Annotated in this window: 15 protein-coding genes and 1 tRNA gene; 7 read left to right on the plus strand and 9 right to left on the minus strand. The window is 61.9% G+C overall.

Translation table 11 applies throughout. From position 1 onward, the window contains the following. The first annotated feature begins 208 nt into the window (after positions 1-208). The 7 genes from VM94_RS14935 (at position 209) to VM94_RS14965 (ending at position 5,783) form a co-directional block, all read left to right on the plus strand. Positions 209-1,063 (plus strand): hypothetical protein, encoded by an 855-nt coding sequence (locus VM94_RS14935; RefSeq protein ID WP_046684139.1) that lies wholly within the window; start codon positions 209-211, stop codon positions 1,061-1,063. After that, positions 1,064-2,368: a hypothetical protein gene (locus VM94_RS14940; RefSeq protein WP_138829130.1), complete on the plus strand. Its 1,305-nt coding sequence runs from the start codon at positions 1,064-1,066 to the stop codon at positions 2,366-2,368. 68 nt (positions 2,369-2,436) lie between these two features. Further along, positions 2,437-2,865, plus strand: a complete 429-nt coding sequence (locus VM94_RS14945; RefSeq protein ID WP_046684141.1) for a hypothetical protein — start codon at positions 2,437-2,439, stop codon at positions 2,863-2,865. Positions 2,866-2,879: 14 nt separating this feature from the next. Continuing rightward, entirely contained in the window at positions 2,880-3,377 is a 498-nt protein-coding gene (locus tag VM94_RS14950; RefSeq protein ID WP_046684622.1) for a glycoside hydrolase family 19 protein, read from the plus strand. Next, positions 3,374-3,700: a hypothetical protein gene (locus tag VM94_RS14955; RefSeq protein ID WP_046684142.1), complete on the plus strand. Its 327-nt coding sequence runs from the start codon at positions 3,374-3,376 to the stop codon at positions 3,698-3,700. Before VM94_RS14950 ends, VM94_RS14955 begins: the two co-directional genes overlap by 4 nt. 128 nt (positions 3,701-3,828) lie before the next feature. Next, positions 3,829-3,993 (plus strand): hypothetical protein, encoded by a 165-nt coding sequence (locus VM94_RS14960; RefSeq protein ID WP_160309297.1) that lies wholly within the window; start codon positions 3,829-3,831, stop codon positions 3,991-3,993. Between the two features lie 290 nt (positions 3,994-4,283). Continuing rightward, positions 4,284-5,783, plus strand: a complete 1,500-nt coding sequence (locus tag VM94_RS14965) for a nucleobase:cation symporter-2 family protein (RefSeq protein ID WP_235432919.1) — start codon at positions 4,284-4,286, stop codon at positions 5,781-5,783. Between the two features lie 32 nt (positions 5,784-5,815). Here VM94_RS14965 and VM94_RS14970 read toward each other — a convergent pair whose 3' ends face one another. The 9 genes from VM94_RS14970 to VM94_RS15015 form a co-directional block, all read right to left on the minus strand. Then, positions 5,816-10,858: a diguanylate cyclase domain-containing protein gene (locus tag VM94_RS14970; protein ID WP_046684144.1), complete on the minus strand. Its 5,043-nt coding sequence runs from the start codon at positions 10,856-10,858 to the stop codon at positions 5,816-5,818. Positions 10,859-11,257: 399 nt separating this feature from the next. Then, positions 11,258-11,659, minus strand: a complete 402-nt coding sequence (locus VM94_RS14975; RefSeq protein WP_138829129.1) for a hypothetical protein — start codon at positions 11,657-11,659, stop codon at positions 11,258-11,260. Between the two features lie 1,086 nt (positions 11,660-12,745). Further along, a tRNA-Leu gene (locus VM94_RS14985) sits at positions 12,746-12,832 on the minus strand. A 102-nt stretch (positions 12,833-12,934) separates the two neighbouring features. Continuing rightward, on the minus strand, positions 12,935-15,229 hold the full coding sequence (locus tag VM94_RS14990) for a TonB-dependent receptor (protein WP_409929583.1): 2,295 nt from the start codon (positions 15,227-15,229) through the stop codon (positions 12,935-12,937). Positions 15,230-15,665: 436 nt separating this feature from the next. Beyond that, positions 15,666-17,390 carry a methyl-accepting chemotaxis protein gene (locus tag VM94_RS14995; protein WP_046684148.1) on the minus strand — a complete coding sequence of 575 codons (1,725 nt, stop codon included), beginning with the start codon at positions 17,388-17,390 and terminating at the stop codon, positions 15,666-15,668. Between the two features lie 265 nt (positions 17,391-17,655). After that, positions 17,656-18,045: a nuclear transport factor 2 family protein gene (locus VM94_RS15000; RefSeq protein WP_046684149.1), complete on the minus strand. Its 390-nt coding sequence runs from the start codon at positions 18,043-18,045 to the stop codon at positions 17,656-17,658. Then, entirely contained in the window at positions 18,045-18,257 is a 213-nt protein-coding gene (locus VM94_RS15005; protein WP_046684150.1) for a hypothetical protein, read from the minus strand. Before VM94_RS15005 ends, VM94_RS15000 begins: the two co-directional genes overlap by 1 nt. Before the next feature lie 51 nt (positions 18,258-18,308). Next, positions 18,309-18,812, minus strand: a complete 504-nt coding sequence (locus VM94_RS15010; protein WP_046684151.1) for a DUF2939 domain-containing protein — start codon at positions 18,810-18,812, stop codon at positions 18,309-18,311. A gap of 125 nt (positions 18,813-18,937) precedes the next feature. Beyond that, on the minus strand, positions 18,938-19,384 hold the full coding sequence (locus VM94_RS15015) for a DUF2939 domain-containing protein (RefSeq protein WP_046684152.1): 447 nt from the start codon (positions 19,382-19,384) through the stop codon (positions 18,938-18,940). Positions 19,385-19,407: the final 23 nt, after the last annotated feature.

The following is a 19,407-nucleotide window of genomic DNA, read 5'->3' on the forward strand; positions in this document are numbered from 1 at the left end:
GTCATGACGGTCCAGCTGCTGATCCGGACTGTCGTGATGGGTTGCCCAACCTCCGGCCCGTCATACGAGCCCAGCGCTGGCACCAATCTCTGGCGCACCGAGTTTATTGGGGCATGTGGCGCCGCACATCCAGTACCGAGCCTATCGGCGTTATCACTGGGTTTATTTCACCAACCACTTACCTCATCCTGAAAGGGGCACTGTTGCCATGAGCAATCTTCGCATCATCTATGACAACGCGGCTGACCGCGCGGTGCTGACTGCATCGAGCCAAACCGGCGAACTGGGTCCGGCCAACCTGCAGCGCGATAGCAAGAATGCCGTGTTGCGCGCCAGCGGCACTGCACAGACCATCAGCGCTACCTGGCCGACACAGGAGCCCATCGCCTGCGTGGCGCTGATCTTCACCAACATGACCAGCAGCGCGCGCATGCGTGTGCGCGGTTATGCCCAGCCGGGCGACGCCGTGCCGGTACTCGACACCGGCAGCATCTTCCCGTGCCCGGCTGCTGTGCATGGTTCCTATCCCTGGGGCGTGCTGCCGCTCGGCTGGAACGCCTATCAGTGGGGCGGCGTGAACACCTGGCCGCGCGGCGGCGGCTCCGACGGCGTGACATGGTTCGCCCCTGTGCGCGTGCGCCAGATAGTGATCGACGTGTCTGCGCCGCAGAGCCCTGAAGGCTACCTGGAGATCTCGCGTCTGGTGGTCGGCAACTACTGGTCACCGCAATATAACGCCGAGTATGGCGCCCAGGTGCAGACGCAGGATAGCAGTGAAAATTACCGCACGGGTGCAGGCAACCTGAAAACCGTGCTGGGTACGACCAGCGACAAGCTGAGCATTAACCTGGCACACCTGACACCGATGGACCGTGCGCGCTTCATGCGCATCCTGCGCGAGAACGGCAAGGGCAAGGCGATGCTGTTCAGTTTGTTTCCGGAAAACCCGGATCCGCTGCTGGAACAGGACTACATGCTGTATGGCAAGGCCAGCAATAGCGACGCGGTAACCACGCCGTACTTTGAAACGTATTCTGCACCACTACAAATTGAAGGAATCTAAATGGCTGATAAATTTTATGACGGTATGCCCAACGTCAACGAGAAGTTGAATGACATGGATCGGGCGTTTGCGGCGGGACCGTACAACGCCTTACCGTTGACAGGCGGCGTGATGAGCGGCCCGTTGGCCAACACATACCAGATCTATAGTACCCACAGCATCTACGCGCGCAGTGTAGACGGTCTGACGAACACCAGTTTGTATGCGCCTGTAAACAATACAGGAAACACGCTGGACAGAATTAACCCAGCCATGTCTCTTGGCGTGACGGGCATAGCGGGCAAGGCGTTTGAAGGGGCATTCATTTTTGCTACACGTGCTGGGCGTGGAGGTAGCTATGTCAAGGACGGCTTTTCCCTCTATTTAAGGGCGCTCGATACCTCGCCAGGCGGACAATTGTCGCCAGGCTTGCTGATCGTTCGTGGAAACGGCTATGTGACGATACCGAAATACGTGCGCATCGGCACGCCGGAAGAATATGATGACACGTATTACAGCGTCATCCAGAATCCCAATCAGGTCGAGGGAACGCGTAATCTGGAAATCGTCAACTCGGCAATTTTTAACGTGGGCGCTACCGGTTACGGCAACGGTTCGGAATGCGTCATGCGCGTGACACAGACCTCCTTGACTGGCCGCAGCATTAATGCTGCCGGCACGATCAACGCCAGTGGCGCCGACTATGCCGAGTACATGTTCAAGGCCCCGGCGTGTGGCGTCGTCGCGGCAGGTCAGGTGATCGGCATCGGCGCAGATGGCAAGCTCACCGATCGCTGGGCTGACGCCATCTCGTTTGCCGTGAAATCCACCGATCCGTGCATGGTGGGCGGCGACAAGTGGTCGCAGCAGCTTGGTCAGCGTCCGGCATCCGTGACGCGTGCGCTTGACCGCGTCGAATCGATGCTTGCCAGCGAGGCGCAACCGGCTGTCGAAGCAATCTACGACGGCCTGACCCTGCTCACGCCAGCGATTCCTGCGAAGGCGGCCGTGTACCGCGAGGTGCCGCTGGCAGGCGATACCGATGAAGAGTGGGCTGTTCGGCAGGCTCCCGGACTTGCCTTCGATGCGGCACTCGAAGCGCTGCGCCAGACGGTCGACCGCATCGCCTTCGCCGGCCAGGTGCCATGCAATATCCAGGGGGCAGTTCCCGGCCAGTTCATCGTACCGGTGCAGGATGGTGCAGGCATTGCGGGCATTGCCATCAATGAGACGGACATGACGTTCCAGCAATACACGCGTGCAGTCGGCAAGGTCATCGCCGTCGAAGACGATGGCCGTGCTCGTGTAATCGTGAAGGTGGCATAAAGATTGTGCTTGCCACACCCAAACCCGCTTCGGCGGGTTTTTTCATTTCCACCATCTGAAAGGCAACCATGGCCCTCGAAACCACCGCCGCCGGCGGCGCATTGATCAAACTGTTTGGCGTGCCCGTGCTGGCCGGCGCCGCCGCCACGTCGCTGGGCTTCATGTTCATGTGGCCCCAGTCCACCAAGGAGGCATTTATTCGTTTTTGTTCCAGCATCATCATTTCCACCTTTCTCGGTCCCGTGCTCGTGGCCGCCGTGCTGTCGTGGTGGCCCAGCCTGTTCGACAGCGCGAAAACGGTGGCGGGCCTGTATGGCAGCGACCCGTCCACGGGGTTTTTGTTCATCGCCGCACCGGTAATGGTGGCGGCCGGTTTGCCCGCCTGGTGGGTGCTGGGTGCTTGCGTGCGCTGGTTCGACAAGCGGCGCGGCAAGGATATCGGCGAGCTGGCGGCCGATGCGGCCGCTGCCGTCAAGGATGTGCGGGGCATGCTGTGACAGGCGCCCAATTGATGCAGATCATGCCGCTGGCAGGCCGCCGCGCTACGCTGTTCCTGGCGCCCTTGAATGCGGCGATGGCCGAGTTCAGCATCGATACGCCGCTGCGCCAGGCGGCGTTCCTGGCGCAGGTGGGCCACGAATCGGGACAATTGCGCTATGTGCGCGAGCTGGCCAGCGGTGCGGCCTATGAAGGACGCGCGGACTTGGGCAATGTCATCGCCGGCGATGGCGTGCGCTTCAAGGGGCGCGGCTTGCTCCAGGTGACGGGGCGCACCAACTATGCGGCGTGCGGCGTGGGGCTAGGCCTGGATTTACTGGCGGCGCCGCAACTGCTGGAGCAAACGACTTGCGCGTGCCGCTCGGCGGGCTGGTTCTGGCAATCGCGCGGCTTGAATCGCCTGGCGGACGCGGGCGACCAGGAACGGGTGACGCGCCGCATCAACGGCGGCGTGAACGGCCTGGCCGAGCGCCTGGCCTTGTACCAGGCAGCGCGCAAGGTGCTGGCATGAAGCCGTCATTGAGCATGGTGGCCATGCTGCTGTTGCTGGGGGCAGCCGTGTTTTGCGCCCAGCGCTGGGGCCGCGAAACGGGCCGTGCCGCGTGCGCGGCGCAAGTGCTGGCGCTGCAAGCCGTGTTGCAGCGCCAGAACCAGGCCCTGAATGCGATGCGAGAGGAGGACGCGCGCCGGTCGGCGCGGGTACGGCAGGCGCTGGCCACCGCGCAGGCTGGACAGGCAGATGCGCAAGCGGCTGCGGCGCGCATCCTGGCGTTGCAGCCCGAAGGTGATGCTTGCCGTGCCGCCGAGGCGCTGATCGCCAGCGAAATGCCATGAGGCTGCCGCGTGAACGTGCTGAAAGGCATGCAGGCGGCCTCGCCAGCAGTTTAGCCACCTTATTGCTGGCGAGCTTGTTGACCGGCTGTGCGGCATGGGCGCCGGCATCGCAGGTGGAAGCTTGGCCGGTGAGTGCGCCGTGCATCGCCAAGCGTCCTGCCGCGCCCGTCTTGCCGGCCGTGCCAGCCCACGGCATCTTCGAGCAAGTGCAAGCCTTGCTGGCGCGCGAGCAATTGCGTGCCGCACATGTACGCCAGCTGGAAATATTGCTCGATGCCTGCACCGGCGGCTAAGCAGCAGTCACCAGCGGCCTGCCAACGCCGCCTTCTGGTGCATGCGCAGGGGCGGGACGCAAGAAAACGGTGCACCCACCGCCAGATTGGCCGATCTCCAGCGATTTTCGGCACAATTCCTGTATACCATCCACCTGGCACGATGCGTGCATGGCTACCTTGGTCATCCATCCCAGGAGCTTCGCATGCATCATCGGCCGCTAGTGTGTTCCTGTTGTCCCGTTTCTGTCTTGCTTTTCCCTTTCACCTGCGCCCATCCTGGCCGCGGTCACCCAGGAAGTGGAGCGTAAATGGCCTCTCCCCGTTTGAAATCCATCCATCGCAGCGTGCCCGGTACGACGCCTGCCGCGCCATCGCCTGTCGATGAAATCCTGCCGGCTGGCAAACTGTTTACCTTGGGCTTGCAGCACGTGCTCGTCATGTATGCGGGCGCCATCGCCGTACCGTTGATCGTCGGACGCGCCCTCAAGTTGCCGCCCGAGCAGGTGGCGGCGCTGATCAGTGCCGACCTGTTTTGCTGCGGCCTCGTGACCCTGATCCAGTCCCTGGGGATAGGCAAGCATTTCGGCATCCGCCTGCCCGTCATGATGGGCGTCACCTTTGCCGCCGTCAGTCCCATGCTGGCCATGGCGAACAACCCGGCCCTGGGCATCACCGGCATCTTTGGCGCCGTGATCGGCGCCGGCGTCGTTTCCATGCTGATCGCTCCCTTCATCAGCCGCCTGCTGGCGCTGTTTCCGCCCGTCGTCACGGGCAGCATCATTGCCGTCATCGGCGTGTCGCTGATGCGCGTGGGCGTGAACTGGGCCATGGGCGGGCCGCCGGCCATGGCGCAGATTGCCGATCCTGCTTTCCTCAAGATGGCCGCTGCCGCCACGGCGGCCGGCCTGCCCGCGCCGGCCGGTCCCGTGCCCATGATCGCCAACCCCGGCTATGGCGCGCTGGACAACATGGGCATCGCCTTCTTCGTGCTGGCAGTCATCTTGCTGGTGGCCAAGTATGGCCGCGGTTTCCTGTCGAATATCGCGGTATTGATCGGCATCATCGCCGGCACAGCCCTGTCGTTTGCGCTGGGCAAGGCCGATTTCGCCAAGGTGGCCAGCGCCAAGGCTTTTGCCGTCGTCACGCCATTCCAGTTCGGCATGCCGACTTTTGACGTGGTTGCCATCGTTACCATGAGTCTGGTGATGATCGTCGTCATGATTGAATCACTGGGCATGTTCCTGGCCTTGGGTGAAATGACGGGCAAGCGCATCACGCAGGCCGACATCAGCCGCGGCTTGCGTGTCGATGGCCTCGGTACCCTGATCGGCGGCATTTTCAATACTTTTCCATACACCTCGTTCTCGCAGAACGTGGGCCTGGTGGGCGTGACGGGCGTACGCAGCCGCTGGGTCTGCGTGGCGGCCGGCATTATCCTGCTCGTCATGGGCGTGATCCCGAAGATCGCGCAGACGGCTGAAGCCGTGCCGGCGTTCGTGCTGGGCGGGGCAGGGCTGGTGATGTTCGGCATGGTCGCCGCCACGGGCATCCGCATCCTGGCCGGGGTCGACTACAAGAGCAACCGCAACAACCTGTTCATCGTGGCCCTGGCTATCGGCTTCGGCATGCTGCCGCTGGTGGCCGAGCAATACGCGCAGCACATGCCGAAAGCCTTGTCGCCATTGCTGCACAGCGGCATCCTGCTGGCCGCCATCGTCGCCGTGCTGCTCAATCTGTTCTTCAACGGATTGGCGTCGCAGGAAAAGGCGCAGGAGCAGGCGCGCGAGAACAGTCATGGCAGCGATTGAGGAGCCGCCCCGCCCCGCGCCGTGAACGCTGATTAGCCAGGCGGCAGAATTCTCAGCACCACGCAATTGCGCCCTGCATCCTTGGCCAGGTACAGCGCGGCATCGGCCAGGCGCAGCAGGGTGTCCGGATCAGCTGCGCCCGGCGCCGACTGGACCGCGATGCCGACGCTGATCGTCACCTGCTGCGTATCCGCACTTTCATGGAAGATGCCCAGATCTGCGATGGCGCGCCGCAGCGCTTCGCCGGTCTGGCGCGCTTCATCCGCGCCGGTGTTCGGCAGCACGATCGAAAACTCTTCGCCGCCGTAGCGCGCCGTCAGGTCTCCCGCGCGCCGCATGCCGGCCGCCAGCGCCTGCGCGACCCGGGTCAGGCAGGCGTCGCCGGCCTGGTGGCCATGCCGGTCGTTGAAGCGCTTGAAGTAGTCGACATCGAGCATGATGACAGCAAGCGGCTGGCCGACGCGCGTGGCACGCGCACATTCGGCGCGCAGCACGTCGTCGAAATGGCGCCGGTTCGCCAGGCCGGTCAGGCCATCGGTGATGGACAAGGTCGCCAGCTTGCGGTTGGCGTCTTCCAGCTGCTCCGTGCGTTCGGCAACGCGCCGTTCCAGGCTGTCATGCAGCCTGGCGCTGGAGATCGAGATCATCGCCTGTGCGCCGAGCATGCGCAGGAACGCCACGCGTTCTTCCGTAAACGAGGCTTCTGCAAGCCGGTTCTCGAAGTACAGGATGCCGCCGATCTGGCCGCCGTGCCGTATCGGCAGGCACATGACGGCGCGCGGCAGGTGCAACTGCACGTACGGGTCGGCGGCAAAGCGCGAGGCGCCCGTGATGCAATCTTCGATCACCTCGGCACCGGTGCGCACGACGTAGCGCAGCAGCGACAGCGGGAACTGCGGGTCGCTGGCGGCGTTCAGGTCGAGCTGGCGCGATTGCAGGACAGTGACGCCATCGCCATCGATATTGGCCTCCAGCTGGTAGCTGCCTTCTGACAGCAGCAGCAGGCGCGCCACCTGCGCGCCGGCGTTTTCGCACACGATGGCAATGAGGCGCGTCAGCACCTTGCGCAGGCCCACCTCGTTCGACAGGATCTGCGACGCCTTCAGCAGCGACACCAGGTCGAGCGCGGAACTGCCGTGCGTGTGGGAGACAGAATGCCGTTGCGTGTTGCGGCCTTCCATCCTTGACAGCAGTACGCCGTGGCGTGCCTGCAGCTGCGCCACCTTGCCCTGCGCACCCCACTGGCCGTAATGCGCGATGGCGTCCTGGATAAAGACGCCGGCCACGCGCGCATGTCCCTGGTCGAACCAGCATTCGCCGCACAGCTCATTGCCCAGCGCTTGCATGTTGACGTAGCCGGCCAGGCCGGCCGCGTCGATCGCCTGCTGGTAATGGCGCGTGGCCAGTTGCAGGTCTTCCCGGTAGCGCGCCATCTCGGCCAGCACCAGCAGGTGTTTGGCGCCGCTATTGTCCGAGCCTTGTTTGGCCCACTTGGCGAGGCTCGCCTGCAGTGTGCCAATCACGGTCAGCAGATCGCCCGCATCGGGGCGCGCAGGATGGCGCCGCAAGGCGCGGATCAGGATCAGCGCGGCGTAGAAACTGCACTCGGCAACCTTGGCCTGGCCGCGCATGATCTGGGTGACGATGCCGAGCTGGCCGGCCAGCGGCTCGGCGTCGGCGCCGTCGAACAGGTAGGCGTTGCGGATCTTCCCCTGCAAGAAGTAGGCACGGTACAGGTGCGAGTCGCCATATTGATCGAGGAAGCGCACCTCGCTGAAGGCCCCATCATCGTAGCTGTCGTGGCGGGGCAGGAGGCCCATCAGGCATTTGATGGGCTGGACCGCGGCGGCGACGCAGCAATCGGCCATCGCCTGCTGGCCGTTGGCGCGCATCAGCGCCAGGTCGTGCTCGATGTCGTGCATCAGGTGCGGCAGGTAGTCGCCGAGGATGAGTCGGTCGGTGGCGCGCACGGCCGCCACCACGCCGACCTGCACGAAATCGGCGATTTCCAGAGCCCAGCCAAACGCCTCCTCGTACAGGGCGTCGGAGCTGCGCAGCGGCTGCGTCCAGTGGTTGCTGAGCGCGCCGAACATCAGGCCCGTGAGCGTGCGCGTCTGCAGGTTGGCACGGCGCCTGGCCAGCGCCATCGCCATCGCGCCGAATTCGTAGCCGCGCGCGATGTCGCCGCTGTACAGCGCGACCATCATCGCGTAGCCGACATAGGCGACGGCGCTGAAATCGCTGTTCCCCCGCAGTATGGACAGCCGCGTCATCGACACCACCATCAGCGCGCTGAGATCCTGCTGGCCGGCGTAGTAGCTGGCCATCCACAGGCCTTGCATCATCTGCATGGCGGCCACCGCGTCCGGTTCGCACATGTCATCGGCCGCCAGCAAGGCCTCGGGCGCCTGCGCGCCAGGCTGCCTCCCGATGTCGGCGAGGATGTCGGCGAAGCGCGCCTTCATCTGCGCCACGTCGTGCGGAATGTCGATGTGCAGCAGCGCCAGGCCATCGCGTTGCACGGCGATGGCGTCGAGCAGGCGGCCCTGCAATTGATACTGGTGCGCCTGGATGGCAATGCAGCGAACCTGCAGCAAGGGGCTCAAGGTGCGGGCGCGCACCAGCGGGTAGATCGCCTCGGCGGCATCGAACTGACCGCACAGGTAGGCCGCTTCGGCCGCGCCCAGCTGCAGGTCCAGCCAGAGGTCAGCGTGCGCGTCCCATGCCTGCGCCGGCAGCAGGCTGAGACCAATGCGCGTGTGCTCCAATGTGGACTGGAACGCGGCGCAGCGCCGTGCCTTGGTGCCAGCCTGGAGATTGAGCATCGCCAGTTGCACGCGCTCGCCCGCATCGTTGATCAGCGCGCGGCCGGCGTTGAGCTGCTCGACGATTTCGAACAGTGTCTCGTCCCGACGCTCCGGCGCCGTATGCCGCAGCAGCAAGCGGCCGATGAGAAGATGGTTGGCCGTGCGCGCATCGTCGTCGGCGATCAGGTAGGCGGCCTGCTGCACCCGGTCGTGCAGGAAGCGGTAACTGACGCCGCTGTTGGCTGCGTCGGTGTCGCCGTCGACGTATTTATAGCGTTCGTCGAGCGGCTGGATCAAGCCTGCCCTGAGCGCCGGCCACAGATCTTGCTGCGTCTTCCGGGGCGCGCGGTCCACTGCCAGCGCGAGCGTGTCGAGCGCGAAGCGGTTGCCGCAGGAGGCGGCCACTTGCAGCAGATGCTGCGTCACCGTGGGCAGGCGGCGGATTTTTTCCAGCAGTACCTCGACCACGTTGTCGGTATATCCGGCCTGTTCTATCGCGGGCATGTCCCAGTCCCAGCAATCGTCGGCGGCCCGGTAGCGCAGCTGGCCCGTCTCATTGAGCGTAGCGAGGAACTGGTTGAGGAAAAACGGATTGCCGGCCGTCTTGCGGTAGCAAATACTGGTCAGCGGCGCGCAGTCGGGGGCCGTCACGCGCACGGTGGCCGAGACCATCTGCGCCACCTGCGGCTCGGTCAATGCGCTCAGTAACAGCGTCGACAGGCGTACGTCACGGGCCAGCAGCTTGTCGCGCAGCGCGATCAGCGGATGCGCGGCGCTCACTTCGTTGTCGCGGTATGCGCCGATGAACAGCAAGCTGCTCTTGTCGCAGGAGACCATCAGCAGTTCGATCATCCGCAAGGTGGCCGCATCGGCCCATTGCAGGTCGTCGAGGAACAGCACCAGCGGATGCCCGGCGCAGGCGAACACTTCGACGAAGCGGGGGAAGAGGCGGTCCAGGCGCACCTGTGCCTGTGCCGGCGCCGACGCGGGCACCGCGTCCGTGGGGCCGACGATCAACGCCAGTTGGGGAATCAGCTCGACCAGCATGCCGATGCCGCTGCCCAGGGCCTGGTGCAGTTTGGCGGACCACTGCCGCAGCGTTTCCTCGGGCTGGCCGAGCAGCTGGCGCACCAGTCCCTGGAATGCCTGGATCAGCGAGGCATACGGCACGTCGCGCTGGTGCTGGTCAAATTTGCCGGACAGGAAGCAGCCGCGCCGGGCGGTGATGGGCTTTTGCACTTCGTTGACGACGGCCGACTTGCCGATGCCCGAATGGCCGGCCACCAGCAGCATCTCGCACGTGCCCGCGGCGCTGCGTTCAAACGCCGCCAGCAGTACGGCGATGGCATCCTCGCGCCCGTGCAGCGTTTGCGGCACGAGAAAGCGGCCGTTGTGGTCGGACAGCTTGAGCGCCTGCGCCGGCTTTTGCGCGCGGCAGGCTTCGAGGTCGCTGCGCAAGCCCTGCAAGCTCTGGTAGCGTTGATCCGCATTTTTTTCCAGCAGCCGCTGGATGATCGGCAGCAGTTGGCCAGGCAAGTTTGCCAGCGCCGGGTGCGACCAGTCGGGACTGCGCGCAATGTGGCAATGCACGAGTTCCATCTCGTCGCGCGACTCGAACGGCGCCTGGCCGGCCAGCAGTTCGTAGAAGGTGGCGCCGAGCGCATAGAAATCGGCGCGCCAATCGATCCTCCGGTTCATGCGCCCGGTCTGCTCCGGCGCCATGTAGCGCAGCGTGCCTTCCAGTGTCTGGAGATTGACGATGCCGTGGCTTTCGTACGGCAGTTCACAGGCGATGCCGAAATCGATCAGCTGCAACAGGCGCCGCTCGCCATTCCATACCAGGTTGGAGGGATTGATGTCCTTGTGGATTACGCCCTGATGATGGACCTCTTCCAGCGCTACGCACAGTTGCAGCGCGATGTCGAAAAAGTCCTCCAGCGCCAATGCAGGCAGCGACGGCGTCCTGCGCGCCGCCACCTGCGCGCGCAACACCTGGTCGAGCGCCTGGCCGCCAGTATCTTCGAGGACCATCGTCCAGCACCCGCCGTGCAGCTGCAGTGCCAGCGGATGCGCCACGCCAGGATGACGGCAGCGGCGCGCGATCGCATATTCGCGCTTGAATTGCGCCAGTTGCTGAAAGGAGGGAAACTGCTGATTGGGTTTCTTGACGATCAGCGCGGCGCCATCCGCGGCCTTGGCGCGATAAACCCGTGAGCGGGCACCGCTATGCAGCTGTTTGATGATCTCGTGATCGAAAAGGGAGCGCATGGGCTGGGCTTAGCAGTACACAGACGGTTGCGGGAGCCGGAAGGCGCACATTTCGGAATGTTACTTGATTGTAAGTATTATATCAGCAGGAAGGCTTGGAGTAAGCGCGAGGCACGTGGTGCGATTGGCGGTGTTGTATAAAAGTCGGCTGGGTTGCGACGGCCGCGTGCAGGGCTTCCCGCAGCCTGACCAGATGTTCCTTGCGCGCTGTGGCGATGGTTTTGACGTCCGGCACTTCCACCGCGCAGGGCGCCGGCAACTAGCCAGGTCGATCTGGGTGCGTGCGACGCTTACTTGTGTACCGGCACGGCCAGGGTGACGGCTTGGCCGGACAGGCCGGCGTTCGTGCAATGCATGATGCCGAAATCCGCGTGCGGATGCACGCGGTGGCGGAGCGATTTAGCTCTTCATCATCTTTATGAAGCCGATCAGGACAATGAAAAAGGCAATAAGGCTGATCCATCTATAGACGTTATTGGTTTTTGTAACGTTATCTAAGAGTTGATTGGCAGTTTGTGAAGTCATCGCCATGGTCTTTTCGACCGAGGCTTGGGTAGCTGCATTCAACTCCTGTTCGTAGAGAGCGGAGAATTTTGGTCTATCGTCAGGCTGCAGAGTTTTGATGAGTGTCTCTATTTCGTCGCTTTGATCAAGGGCTAATTGATGAGTATTCTTCCCCGCGATGGCGGCTGCTTGTAGCGCCTCAAAGTTTTTAACAGCCAGGTTTCTGACAAATGCTCTATCTACAGCAGGAGCAATGCTGCCATCGGCGGATGGTGGCATTTCTTTTTCTAAATTCATACTTTCCTCAGCTTGCTATTGTGAAAAACCATAATGTTTACCAGCCCCTTGTCTTCCGACCACGCTTCGCCATCATGCCAACAGTGACTAGGCGTGTTCCTCGTTTCAGAGCGTAGGATAATCCTATTGAGCGGAATCAATTCAAAAACGACTTCGCCGGTGGCAACTATGCCACGTTGCCTGTATTTTTTGAAGACGGCTTTCCCCATGCCCCACTTTTTTGCGGTCAAATACTCGCCAGGTTGTGGTTACCAATCGAGAGCGATACAGGGACGTAAATCATCAGGCGGCAATGGGCGATTTTGTATCGCTCGAAGGCTTGTTCACTATTGAGAAGGAGGCTTGGGCCTTGTGCATCGCCTGTTCACAATCCTTGTTGGGAAGATCCAGGGCAACATGCAAATCCGTAGTTGTGGTCCGTTGTTTGAGCCGGAAGTGGCAATAACTGAAGGGCAAGGGCCTAATTTTGTGAGGTAATGAGATCGAATTGGTCGACGAAACGCTAATCCAGTATGTTCAGGTGTGATTTGTAAGCCTATTTTTCCTGGCGCTGATGTAGCTGTTACTGGACTCCACCTAAGTAATCCTCGGAAAAGTATTGTAGATTTATGATAAACAGAACCGGATGCAATGCAAGGCGCCCAATGCTAGCAGTGGGCAGGCTAGTCGCTGCACTTTGCAGAGCCGGGTATGGAAGTCAGAAATCACAATAATTTATGGAGGGTTACTTAGGCAGCCCGTAGCGGGCGGCGACGGCGAAGCTAGGCATCCCGATGATATCGGTCGTTTTGCCATCCCACTGTCTTCCTTTCGCAATGCAGAATAAACTGAACGAATGATGTGAGAGCATGATTGACGACCCCGCATAGTTGGGCAATTGGGAGCTCCCAATGCCCGCGCAGGCCTTCCGCAATTTCAGGCTGAGCCAAAAAATTGGCAGTCAGACTCATGAAACTGACGATTCAGAAGAATCTGAGAGACGATATTGCAGTACGTTGGAGACTTTTTGCGGAACAAAACCAGTTTTGCGGAACTGGCAGGGAGGAGAGAAATAGTGATTACTATCTCTGGAGATGGCATGTGCGCTGGTGCCCGGAGCCGGAATCGAACCGGCACGCCCTTACAGGCGGGAGATTTTAAGTCTCCAGTGTCTACCAGTTTCACCATCCGGGCAGCGCGGCGAGATTCTAGCACAGGTGATGTACATCACGCCATCTTGTGCCTGAGCCATGCTGTCCCGTTTGCGCCGGACAGCATGGTTTTATCTGCGCGCCGTCAGAACGTCGCCTTGAACTGCACCCCATATGTGCGCGGTTCGTTGATGATGCCCGTCAGGTTGTCGAAATCGATCGCGCCCAGCGACTGGATCTGGTTGGTGATGTTGCGCCCGTATGCGGAGAGTTCATAGCGGTCCCATTTGTAGCCGACGCGCAAGCCGCCTTCGAGCAGTTCCTTGGCCTTGTATTCCTTCGCTTCATACAGGAAGAAGTTGTAGCTGGTGCGGTAGGCCCAGTCCGTGTAGGCGTAGAACTCGCCGTTGGCCAAGGGAATGCTGTATTTCAAGGTGAAGTTGGTTTGCCATTCCGGCGCGCGCGGCAGCGGGTTGCCGTCGATGTAGGCCGTGCCCTTGAACGGGCCCAGCGGGTCGGTGACGGTGCAGCCGCTGGCCGGGTTGTTTTGCGCGTTGCCGCAGCTTTGCACGAACAGCTTCTTGTCCTGGATTTCCGTGTGGTTGTAGCTGCCGCCCAGGGTCATGCTGAGCGAATCGCTGAGGTTAGCCTGGAAATCGAGTTCCACGCCACGGCCAGTGGCCTTGTCGGCGTTGATCAGCTGGTTCATGTTGACGGCGCCGCTGCCGGCCGTCAGCTGCTTGTCCTTGACCCGGTACTGGAACACGGCCAGGCTCAGGCGCGCGCGTTTGTCGAACAGGTCCTGCTTGATGCCTGCTTCGACGGACAGGGCTTTTTCGGCGCCCGCAAACGAAGGGCGGTCGGCCAGGCCGTTCAGGCGCCCCTGCATCGACGGCGCGCGGTAGCCGGTGGCGATGCGCGCGTAGGCATTCGTTTCCGGCGTGAGCACATAGGTGCCGCTCAAGTCCCAGCTGACGTTGTGCGAGGTGTCGTTCAGGTTGAAGGGGCCGGCCGTGGTCGCTTCCACGCGCTTGGCGGAAAAATCCTTCTTGTCGGTCGTGTAGCGCAGGCCGGCGCGCAGTTTCAGGGCGTCCGAGACCGTGTAGTTGAGCGAACCGAAGGCCGCGTACGACTTCGAGCTCTGGTTTTGCGTGGCGTAGGCGCTGTTTTGCGGATTGCCGGGTGCCAGGCTGTCAAAGCTGATGCTGTCGATCTGGATATCTTCCTTGAAGTAGAACAGGCCGGCTATCCATTGCAGCGGGCCGCGGGCAGACGATTCGGCGCGGAACTCCTGCGAAATCTGCTTGTGGTTGGGAATCACGTCGGCCGTTTCCACGACGAAGGGGATGAAGCCGGGGCCCATCGGCGGCGCGTACACGGCGCCATAGCCGCCGTCGACGTCGGCACGGCTGAAGAAATCGAGTTTTTCGTAGCCGGTGATCGAATGCAGGGTGACGCCGGGCAAGTCCCATTTCAGGCGCATGCTGCCGCCCTTGGTTTTCAGGTGCTGGCGGTTGATGCCGTCGGTCGGGTAGTTATCGTAATCAAAGCCGTCAACCAGGTCGTTCGTGCCCTGCTTGAGGATATTGGCGCGGAACAAGGTGGCCGTGCCGTCGAGGTTGCGCGCGTGCACGTTGAACAGGGCCGTGAAGTCGCGCGTGGGCTTGACCAGTACCTGCAGGCGGGCGGCGCTGTCTTCATAGCCTTCGAAGTCACGCGTGCCGGTGGGGCGCGGGTTGTGCACGCGGTCGTCGCGGCGTTGGGTCTGGCCGGAAAAGCGCAGGGCCACGGTGTCGCTGACGGGCACGTTGAAGGCGCCTTCCAGGTTTTTCATGCCATCCTTGCCGAAGCCGCCGCTCAGGTAGCCTTCCGTCTTGAAGACGGGTTTGGCAGAATCGAACTTGATCACGCCGGCCGGCGAGTTGCGGCCGAACAAGGTGCCTTGCGGGCCGCGCAGCACCTCGACCTGGTCGACGTCAAACACGGGAAAACCTTTCAGCATGGCGTTTTCCTGCACCACGTCATCCATCACCAGGCCCACCGGTTGCGAGGCGTTCAGGTCGAAGTCGGTATTGCCCAGGCCGCGAATGTAGAAGCGGGGGAAGGTGCGGCCGTAGTCCGATTCGACGGAGACGCTGGGCGAGCGGCTGTTGAGAAAGCGGATGTCGGCGCCGCCGGCCGTCAGGGTGTCGAGCTTGTCGCCCTTCAGGGTGGCGATGGACATGGGCACGTCCTTGATGTTTTCCGCGCGCCGTTGTGCCGTCACGATCACCGTTTCCAGCTGGCCAGGTCCGGCCTGTGCCGCAGGAGCGGCAGGGGCGTCGGCGGCTGGCGCCGGGATGCTGTCCTGTGCCTGCGCCATCGCCTGCAAGGGGAAGGCGGCAGTGATTGCCAGGGCAATCAGGGTGTGGCGTACTGTGCTGGCATGCGGTGTCATCATGAAACGGCTCCTGTCGGTCAAGGTTGTTGGGGGCATGCAAGCTGGCGCTGGCCAGCTGGACGAAAAGTCATGCTAGCACGGAAAGTTTTGGTATTCATGCCATTTTCCAGTGACGGCGATTCATATTCGTTTCGACTGAATACACGAATAAAATCGTATTTGTCGTCAATATCTGGCGGGTGCATAGTGGAGTGCCGGCAGGCTTCTACGAGCGCAGAGCGGCGGGGCGTGGCGACGGGGTTTCCTGCGTGAACGCAAAGAGAGCGATGTTTTTTGCCGTGCTACCCGCTTGCGGACACTGGAAATACAACAGCTGCCGCGGATTTTTTTGGGGAGGGGCGTGTTGTTGCTGCGCGACAGGGGAGGCGCCCCCTGCGGCTATCCCCCTGTGCGTGTGACGCGGGGCGTGCGAGGCCGCATGCCCATATTGGCTGAATTAAAACTCTTCCCAATCGCCGGCCGTCACGGCTTCCGCTTGTACGGAACGGTGTTTTACCGGCGCGGCCTGGCGCTTGACGGGGCTGCTGGCTGGCGCCGGTACCAGGCGCAGCGGTTTGCGGCTGGCGCGTGCTGGCGCTGGCGCGAATGCTGCCACATGGCTGTCGTGCGTCTTGAAGATGCTCACGGTTTGCACCAGGTGGCTGGCCTGGTCGCGCAAGGATTCGGCCGCGGCCGCCGCTTCTTCCACCAGCGATGCGTTTTGTTGCGTGACGCTGTCCATCTGGGTCACCGCCTGATTGATCTGCTCGATCCCCGTGGACTGTTCCTGGCTGGCCACGGTGATTTCAGCGATGATGTTGCTGACGCGGGCGACGCTGGCGACCACCTCGGACATCGTCGTGCCCGCCTGCGCCGCCAGCCTGGAGCCCGCATCGACGCGGCTCACGGAATCGTCGATCAGCGCCTTGATTTCCTTGGCCGCGCTGGCGCTGCGCTGGGCCAGGCCGCGCACTTCGGTGGCGACGACGGCGAAGCCGCGGCCCTGTTCGCCGGCACGCGCCGCTTCCACGGCCGCGTTCAGGGCCAGGATGTTGGTCTGGAAGGCGATGCCGTCGATGACGCTGATGATGTCGACAATCTTGCGCGACGATTCGCTGATCAGCTCCATGGTGCCCATCACCTGGCCCACCACGGCGCCGCCCTTGCTGGCGACGTCCGAAGCGGTGGTGGCAAGCACATTGGCCTCGCGGGCATTTTCCGCATTCTTGCGCACGGTGCTGGTGAGTTCTTCCATCGAGGAAGCGGTTTCTTCCAGTGAACTGGCTTGTTGTTCCGTGCGCAGCGACAGGTCGCTATTGCCGGTGGAAATTTCCTCGGCGGCGAGGGATACCGTGTCGGAATCCTGGCGCACGGAGGACACGACCGAAGTCAGCGACTCCTGCATGCGCTGCAGCGCGGACAGCACGCTGACGCTATCGTTCGGTGCGACGCTGAGTTTACCCGTCAGGTCGCCACCGGCAAGCAGGCTGACGGCGTCGCATAGCTGCTTCGGTTCGGCGCCCAGCGCCTTGAGCAGGCTGCGCGTGATGAGCCAGCCCGCCAGGGCCGCCAGCACGATGGATAGCAAGCTGACGCCGATGAGGATATTCCTGTTGAGAATGTAGCGCTCGTTGTCTTCTTGCAGAATGACGGCGGAGCGTTGCTCCGTCAGGGCGAAATATTCATCGCTGGCGGCAACGAGGGCGGCCAGCAGCGGGCGGCACTCCTCGTTCATCTTGACGATGGCCAGTTCGGTTTTCTTTTGCAGCGCCAGGTCCACGATGCCCAGTGCCACGGGGGCATAGCGTTTTTCGATGCTGTCGATCTTGGTGATGATGGCGCGCACCTCGTCCGATACTCCCGGCTGCTGTGCCAGCTGCAGCAGTTGCTGCATGTTCTTGACGACATTGGCATGCGCTTGCAAGACTTGCTTGCGTTCGATTTCCAGGTCTTCCGGCTTGGTGACGAGCACCAGGTTCCTGGCCGCCACGGCGCGCATGTCGATCGCGTCACGCACGCGGTGCGCCGTGTTGGCGCGGGCCGTGATGCCGTTGACATATTGGTCAAAGCCGGCGTTGAAGGTGGAGAAACTCCGTACGGACAGGATCGAGATGCCGATGAGTAAAAAGACCAGCAGGCCAAAAGCCAGAGTGAGCTGGGTGCGTACGGTGAATTTATCCATGATGTCTCTCCCAAAAATACGTGGTGACGATTAGAAAGGGGGCGTGCGTGGGACGGATGGCAGGCGCTTGCCTGGCAGCGGGTCGTACCCTGCGCAGTGCTTCTCTATCCAGAACACGGATTCGTGGTGTGAGGATGGCGTTACTTGAAAACTGATTTAAATAATTTATTTGTTTTATTTATGAAAATCATTTTCACACAAAAAATTCAGTAGATCAATGAGATTTTGCGTGCCAAAAAACAACTTTTTGACATGGAATACTTGTTCATGCGGGTATCGGCGTACCTTGGTGAAATGTCATTTGCCAGCGGCCGTCGCGCCATTTCCATAGCGAACTGCGCAAGCTGGCGCTGGGTGGCAGGGCGCCGCTGGCGTGGCGCTGCGAGTGATAGGTAACGAAGGCCACATCGTCCGCCAGCAAGCGGGCATGAAAATCGCTGATGCTGCGCGGGCAAAAGTCTTCCCCTGGCAAGGCCGCCAGGGTTGCCGCGCGCGTCCACAGCGTGCCCGAGCTGCCGAATTCGACAAACTCGTCGGCCAACAGCATTGCCAGCCTGACGCTGTCGGCGCGCACGGCATGGCTTTGCAGCGCCGCTTCCAGCGCCTGCAGCTGCGCCGCCAGATCCGTGGCGTTAGGCCGCTCCAGCCCTGTCATCAGATGGGAAACCCGCCCGCGCCCGATACATTCATGCAGGCGACCTTGTCACTGGAAAAGTACTTGATTAGTCCCAGGCCGATGGCGTAGTAGCCGTCGCTGAGCGGTGAAATGGGGCCTGTCAGCTTTTCACCGCTGACCAGGGTCACCACCCATGGCGTGGTGGCCGGTTTGCCCGCATGGTCCAGGGCGTGTTGTACCAGGTCTGACATGCTGCCTCCAAAGAAATGTAGTTGGGCAGATGATAGCAGTGCGCGGCCGTTTCAAGCGTCGGCCAGCAGATTCTTGGGCAGCGCCACCGACGTGAGTTTCCAGCTCCACAGGCCATCGCGAGTCAGGGTCAATTCACCGATATGACTTTTGCTGTGGGCGCGCTGTACCACGACGCTGTTCCAGGAGGTGTAGCGCAGTGTGTAGTCGGGCTTGGTGTTGCGCTTGCGGCCGCTGATGTCGCTGACCTTGGCGAGGGGTTTTTCATAGCGGTCATTGAGTTTCATCAAGGCGACGATGCCTTCGGGCATCAGCATGGTGTCGAGCAAGGGATCGATGACGTCGGGACTGATGTCGTCAGCCACTTCCGGCGCCGAGAACAGGGCATGCAGTTGCTGCCCCAGGCTGCCGCGCAACTGAGACAGGTCGATCTGTGCAGCCAAGGCCTGGCTATCCTCGTCCATGGTCGCCGCGTGGATCTTGTCCATGGTGAAATACGGGCTGCCATAGAAGACGCCGGCCAGCGCGACCAGTACCGCTACAGCGAGAAGCATCATTCTTTTCATCGTGCAATCTCTTGGATGCCTGGCGACCCGGTGCGCCTGAAGTGTTGGCATTCTACATAATATTTCTCAAAATCAATATGGCGGTTTAGGTAAGTGTTGTTTTGGATCAAGTTTCGTCAGAGTAATTCTGGCGGCAAGGTAATGTCCGTCAGTTTCCAATCCCAGATGCCATGGCGGCGCAGCAGGAACTGGCTGGCGGCGGGACCGGCGCCGCTGCGCCGCAGCACCACTTCATTCCACGAGCGGTACGCCATGCCGAAGTCGTGGCGCTTGCCATCCGCTCCCTGCTTGCCGTGCAGGATCAATACCGTGATGCCGGGCGGCGAGACGATGGCGTCGAGCATTTCCTTGAAATCGTCTTCGCTGGCCGTTTCGCCGGCCGCCCGCAACTGGCGCGCCACGCTGGCCCGCACGGCCGGCAGGTCGGCCTGCTGCGCCAGGGTTTCCAGGCGCACGGATTTGGCCGCGATGCTGATGCGGTACATGGCGATGTAGGGGCTGACCCAGGTGAAGCCGATGGCGGCGACGGTAAAAATGATCGCGGTGGCGTACTTTCTTTTCATGTTCCGTATTTTTGTATGAGCTG

This window comes from Janthinobacterium sp. KBS0711 (assembly GCF_000988085.1).
Classification (GTDB): Bacteria; Pseudomonadota; Gammaproteobacteria; order Burkholderiales; family Burkholderiaceae_D; genus Janthinobacterium; species Janthinobacterium lividum_E.

Bases quoted from the DNA above. Each gene is read 5' to 3' on its own strand.
- VM94_RS14935 (WP_046684139.1), top strand. From the start codon at position 209: ATGAGCAATCTTCGCATCATCTATGACAACGCGGCTGACCGCGCGGTG.
- VM94_RS14940 (WP_138829130.1), top strand. From the start codon at position 1,064: ATGGCTGATAAATTTTATGACGGTATGCCCAACGTCAACGAGAAGTTG.
- VM94_RS14945 (WP_046684141.1), top strand. From the start codon at position 2,437: ATGGCCCTCGAAACCACCGCCGCCGGCGGCGCATTGATCAAACTGTTT.
- VM94_RS14950 (WP_046684622.1), top strand. From the start codon at position 2,880: ATGCAGATCATGCCGCTGGCAGGCCGCCGCGCTACGCTGTTCCTGGCG.
- VM94_RS14955 (WP_046684142.1), top strand. From the start codon at position 3,374: ATGAAGCCGTCATTGAGCATGGTGGCCATGCTGCTGTTGCTGGGGGCA.
- VM94_RS14965 (WP_235432919.1), top strand. From the start codon at position 4,284: ATGGCCTCTCCCCGTTTGAAATCCATCCATCGCAGCGTGCCCGGTACG.
- VM94_RS14970 (WP_046684144.1), bottom strand. From the start codon at position 10,858: ATGCGCTCCCTTTTCGATCACGAGATCATCAAACAGCTGCATAGCGGT.
- VM94_RS14975 (WP_138829129.1), bottom strand. From the start codon at position 11,659: ATGAATTTAGAAAAAGAAATGCCACCATCCGCCGATGGCAGCATTGCT.
- VM94_RS14990 (WP_409929583.1), bottom strand. From the start codon at position 15,229: ATGATGACACCGCATGCCAGCACAGTACGCCACACCCTGATTGCCCTG.
- VM94_RS14995 (WP_046684148.1), bottom strand. From the start codon at position 17,390: ATGGATAAATTCACCGTACGCACCCAGCTCACTCTGGCTTTTGGCCTG.
- VM94_RS15000 (WP_046684149.1), bottom strand. From the start codon at position 18,045: ATGACAGGGCTGGAGCGGCCTAACGCCACGGATCTGGCGGCGCAGCTG.
- VM94_RS15005 (WP_046684150.1), bottom strand. From the start codon at position 18,257: ATGTCAGACCTGGTACAACACGCCCTGGACCATGCGGGCAAACCGGCC.
- VM94_RS15010 (WP_046684151.1), bottom strand. From the start codon at position 18,812: ATGATGCTTCTCGCTGTAGCGGTACTGGTCGCGCTGGCCGGCGTCTTC.
- VM94_RS15015 (WP_046684152.1), bottom strand. From the start codon at position 19,384: ATGAAAAGAAAGTACGCCACCGCGATCATTTTTACCGTCGCCGCCATC.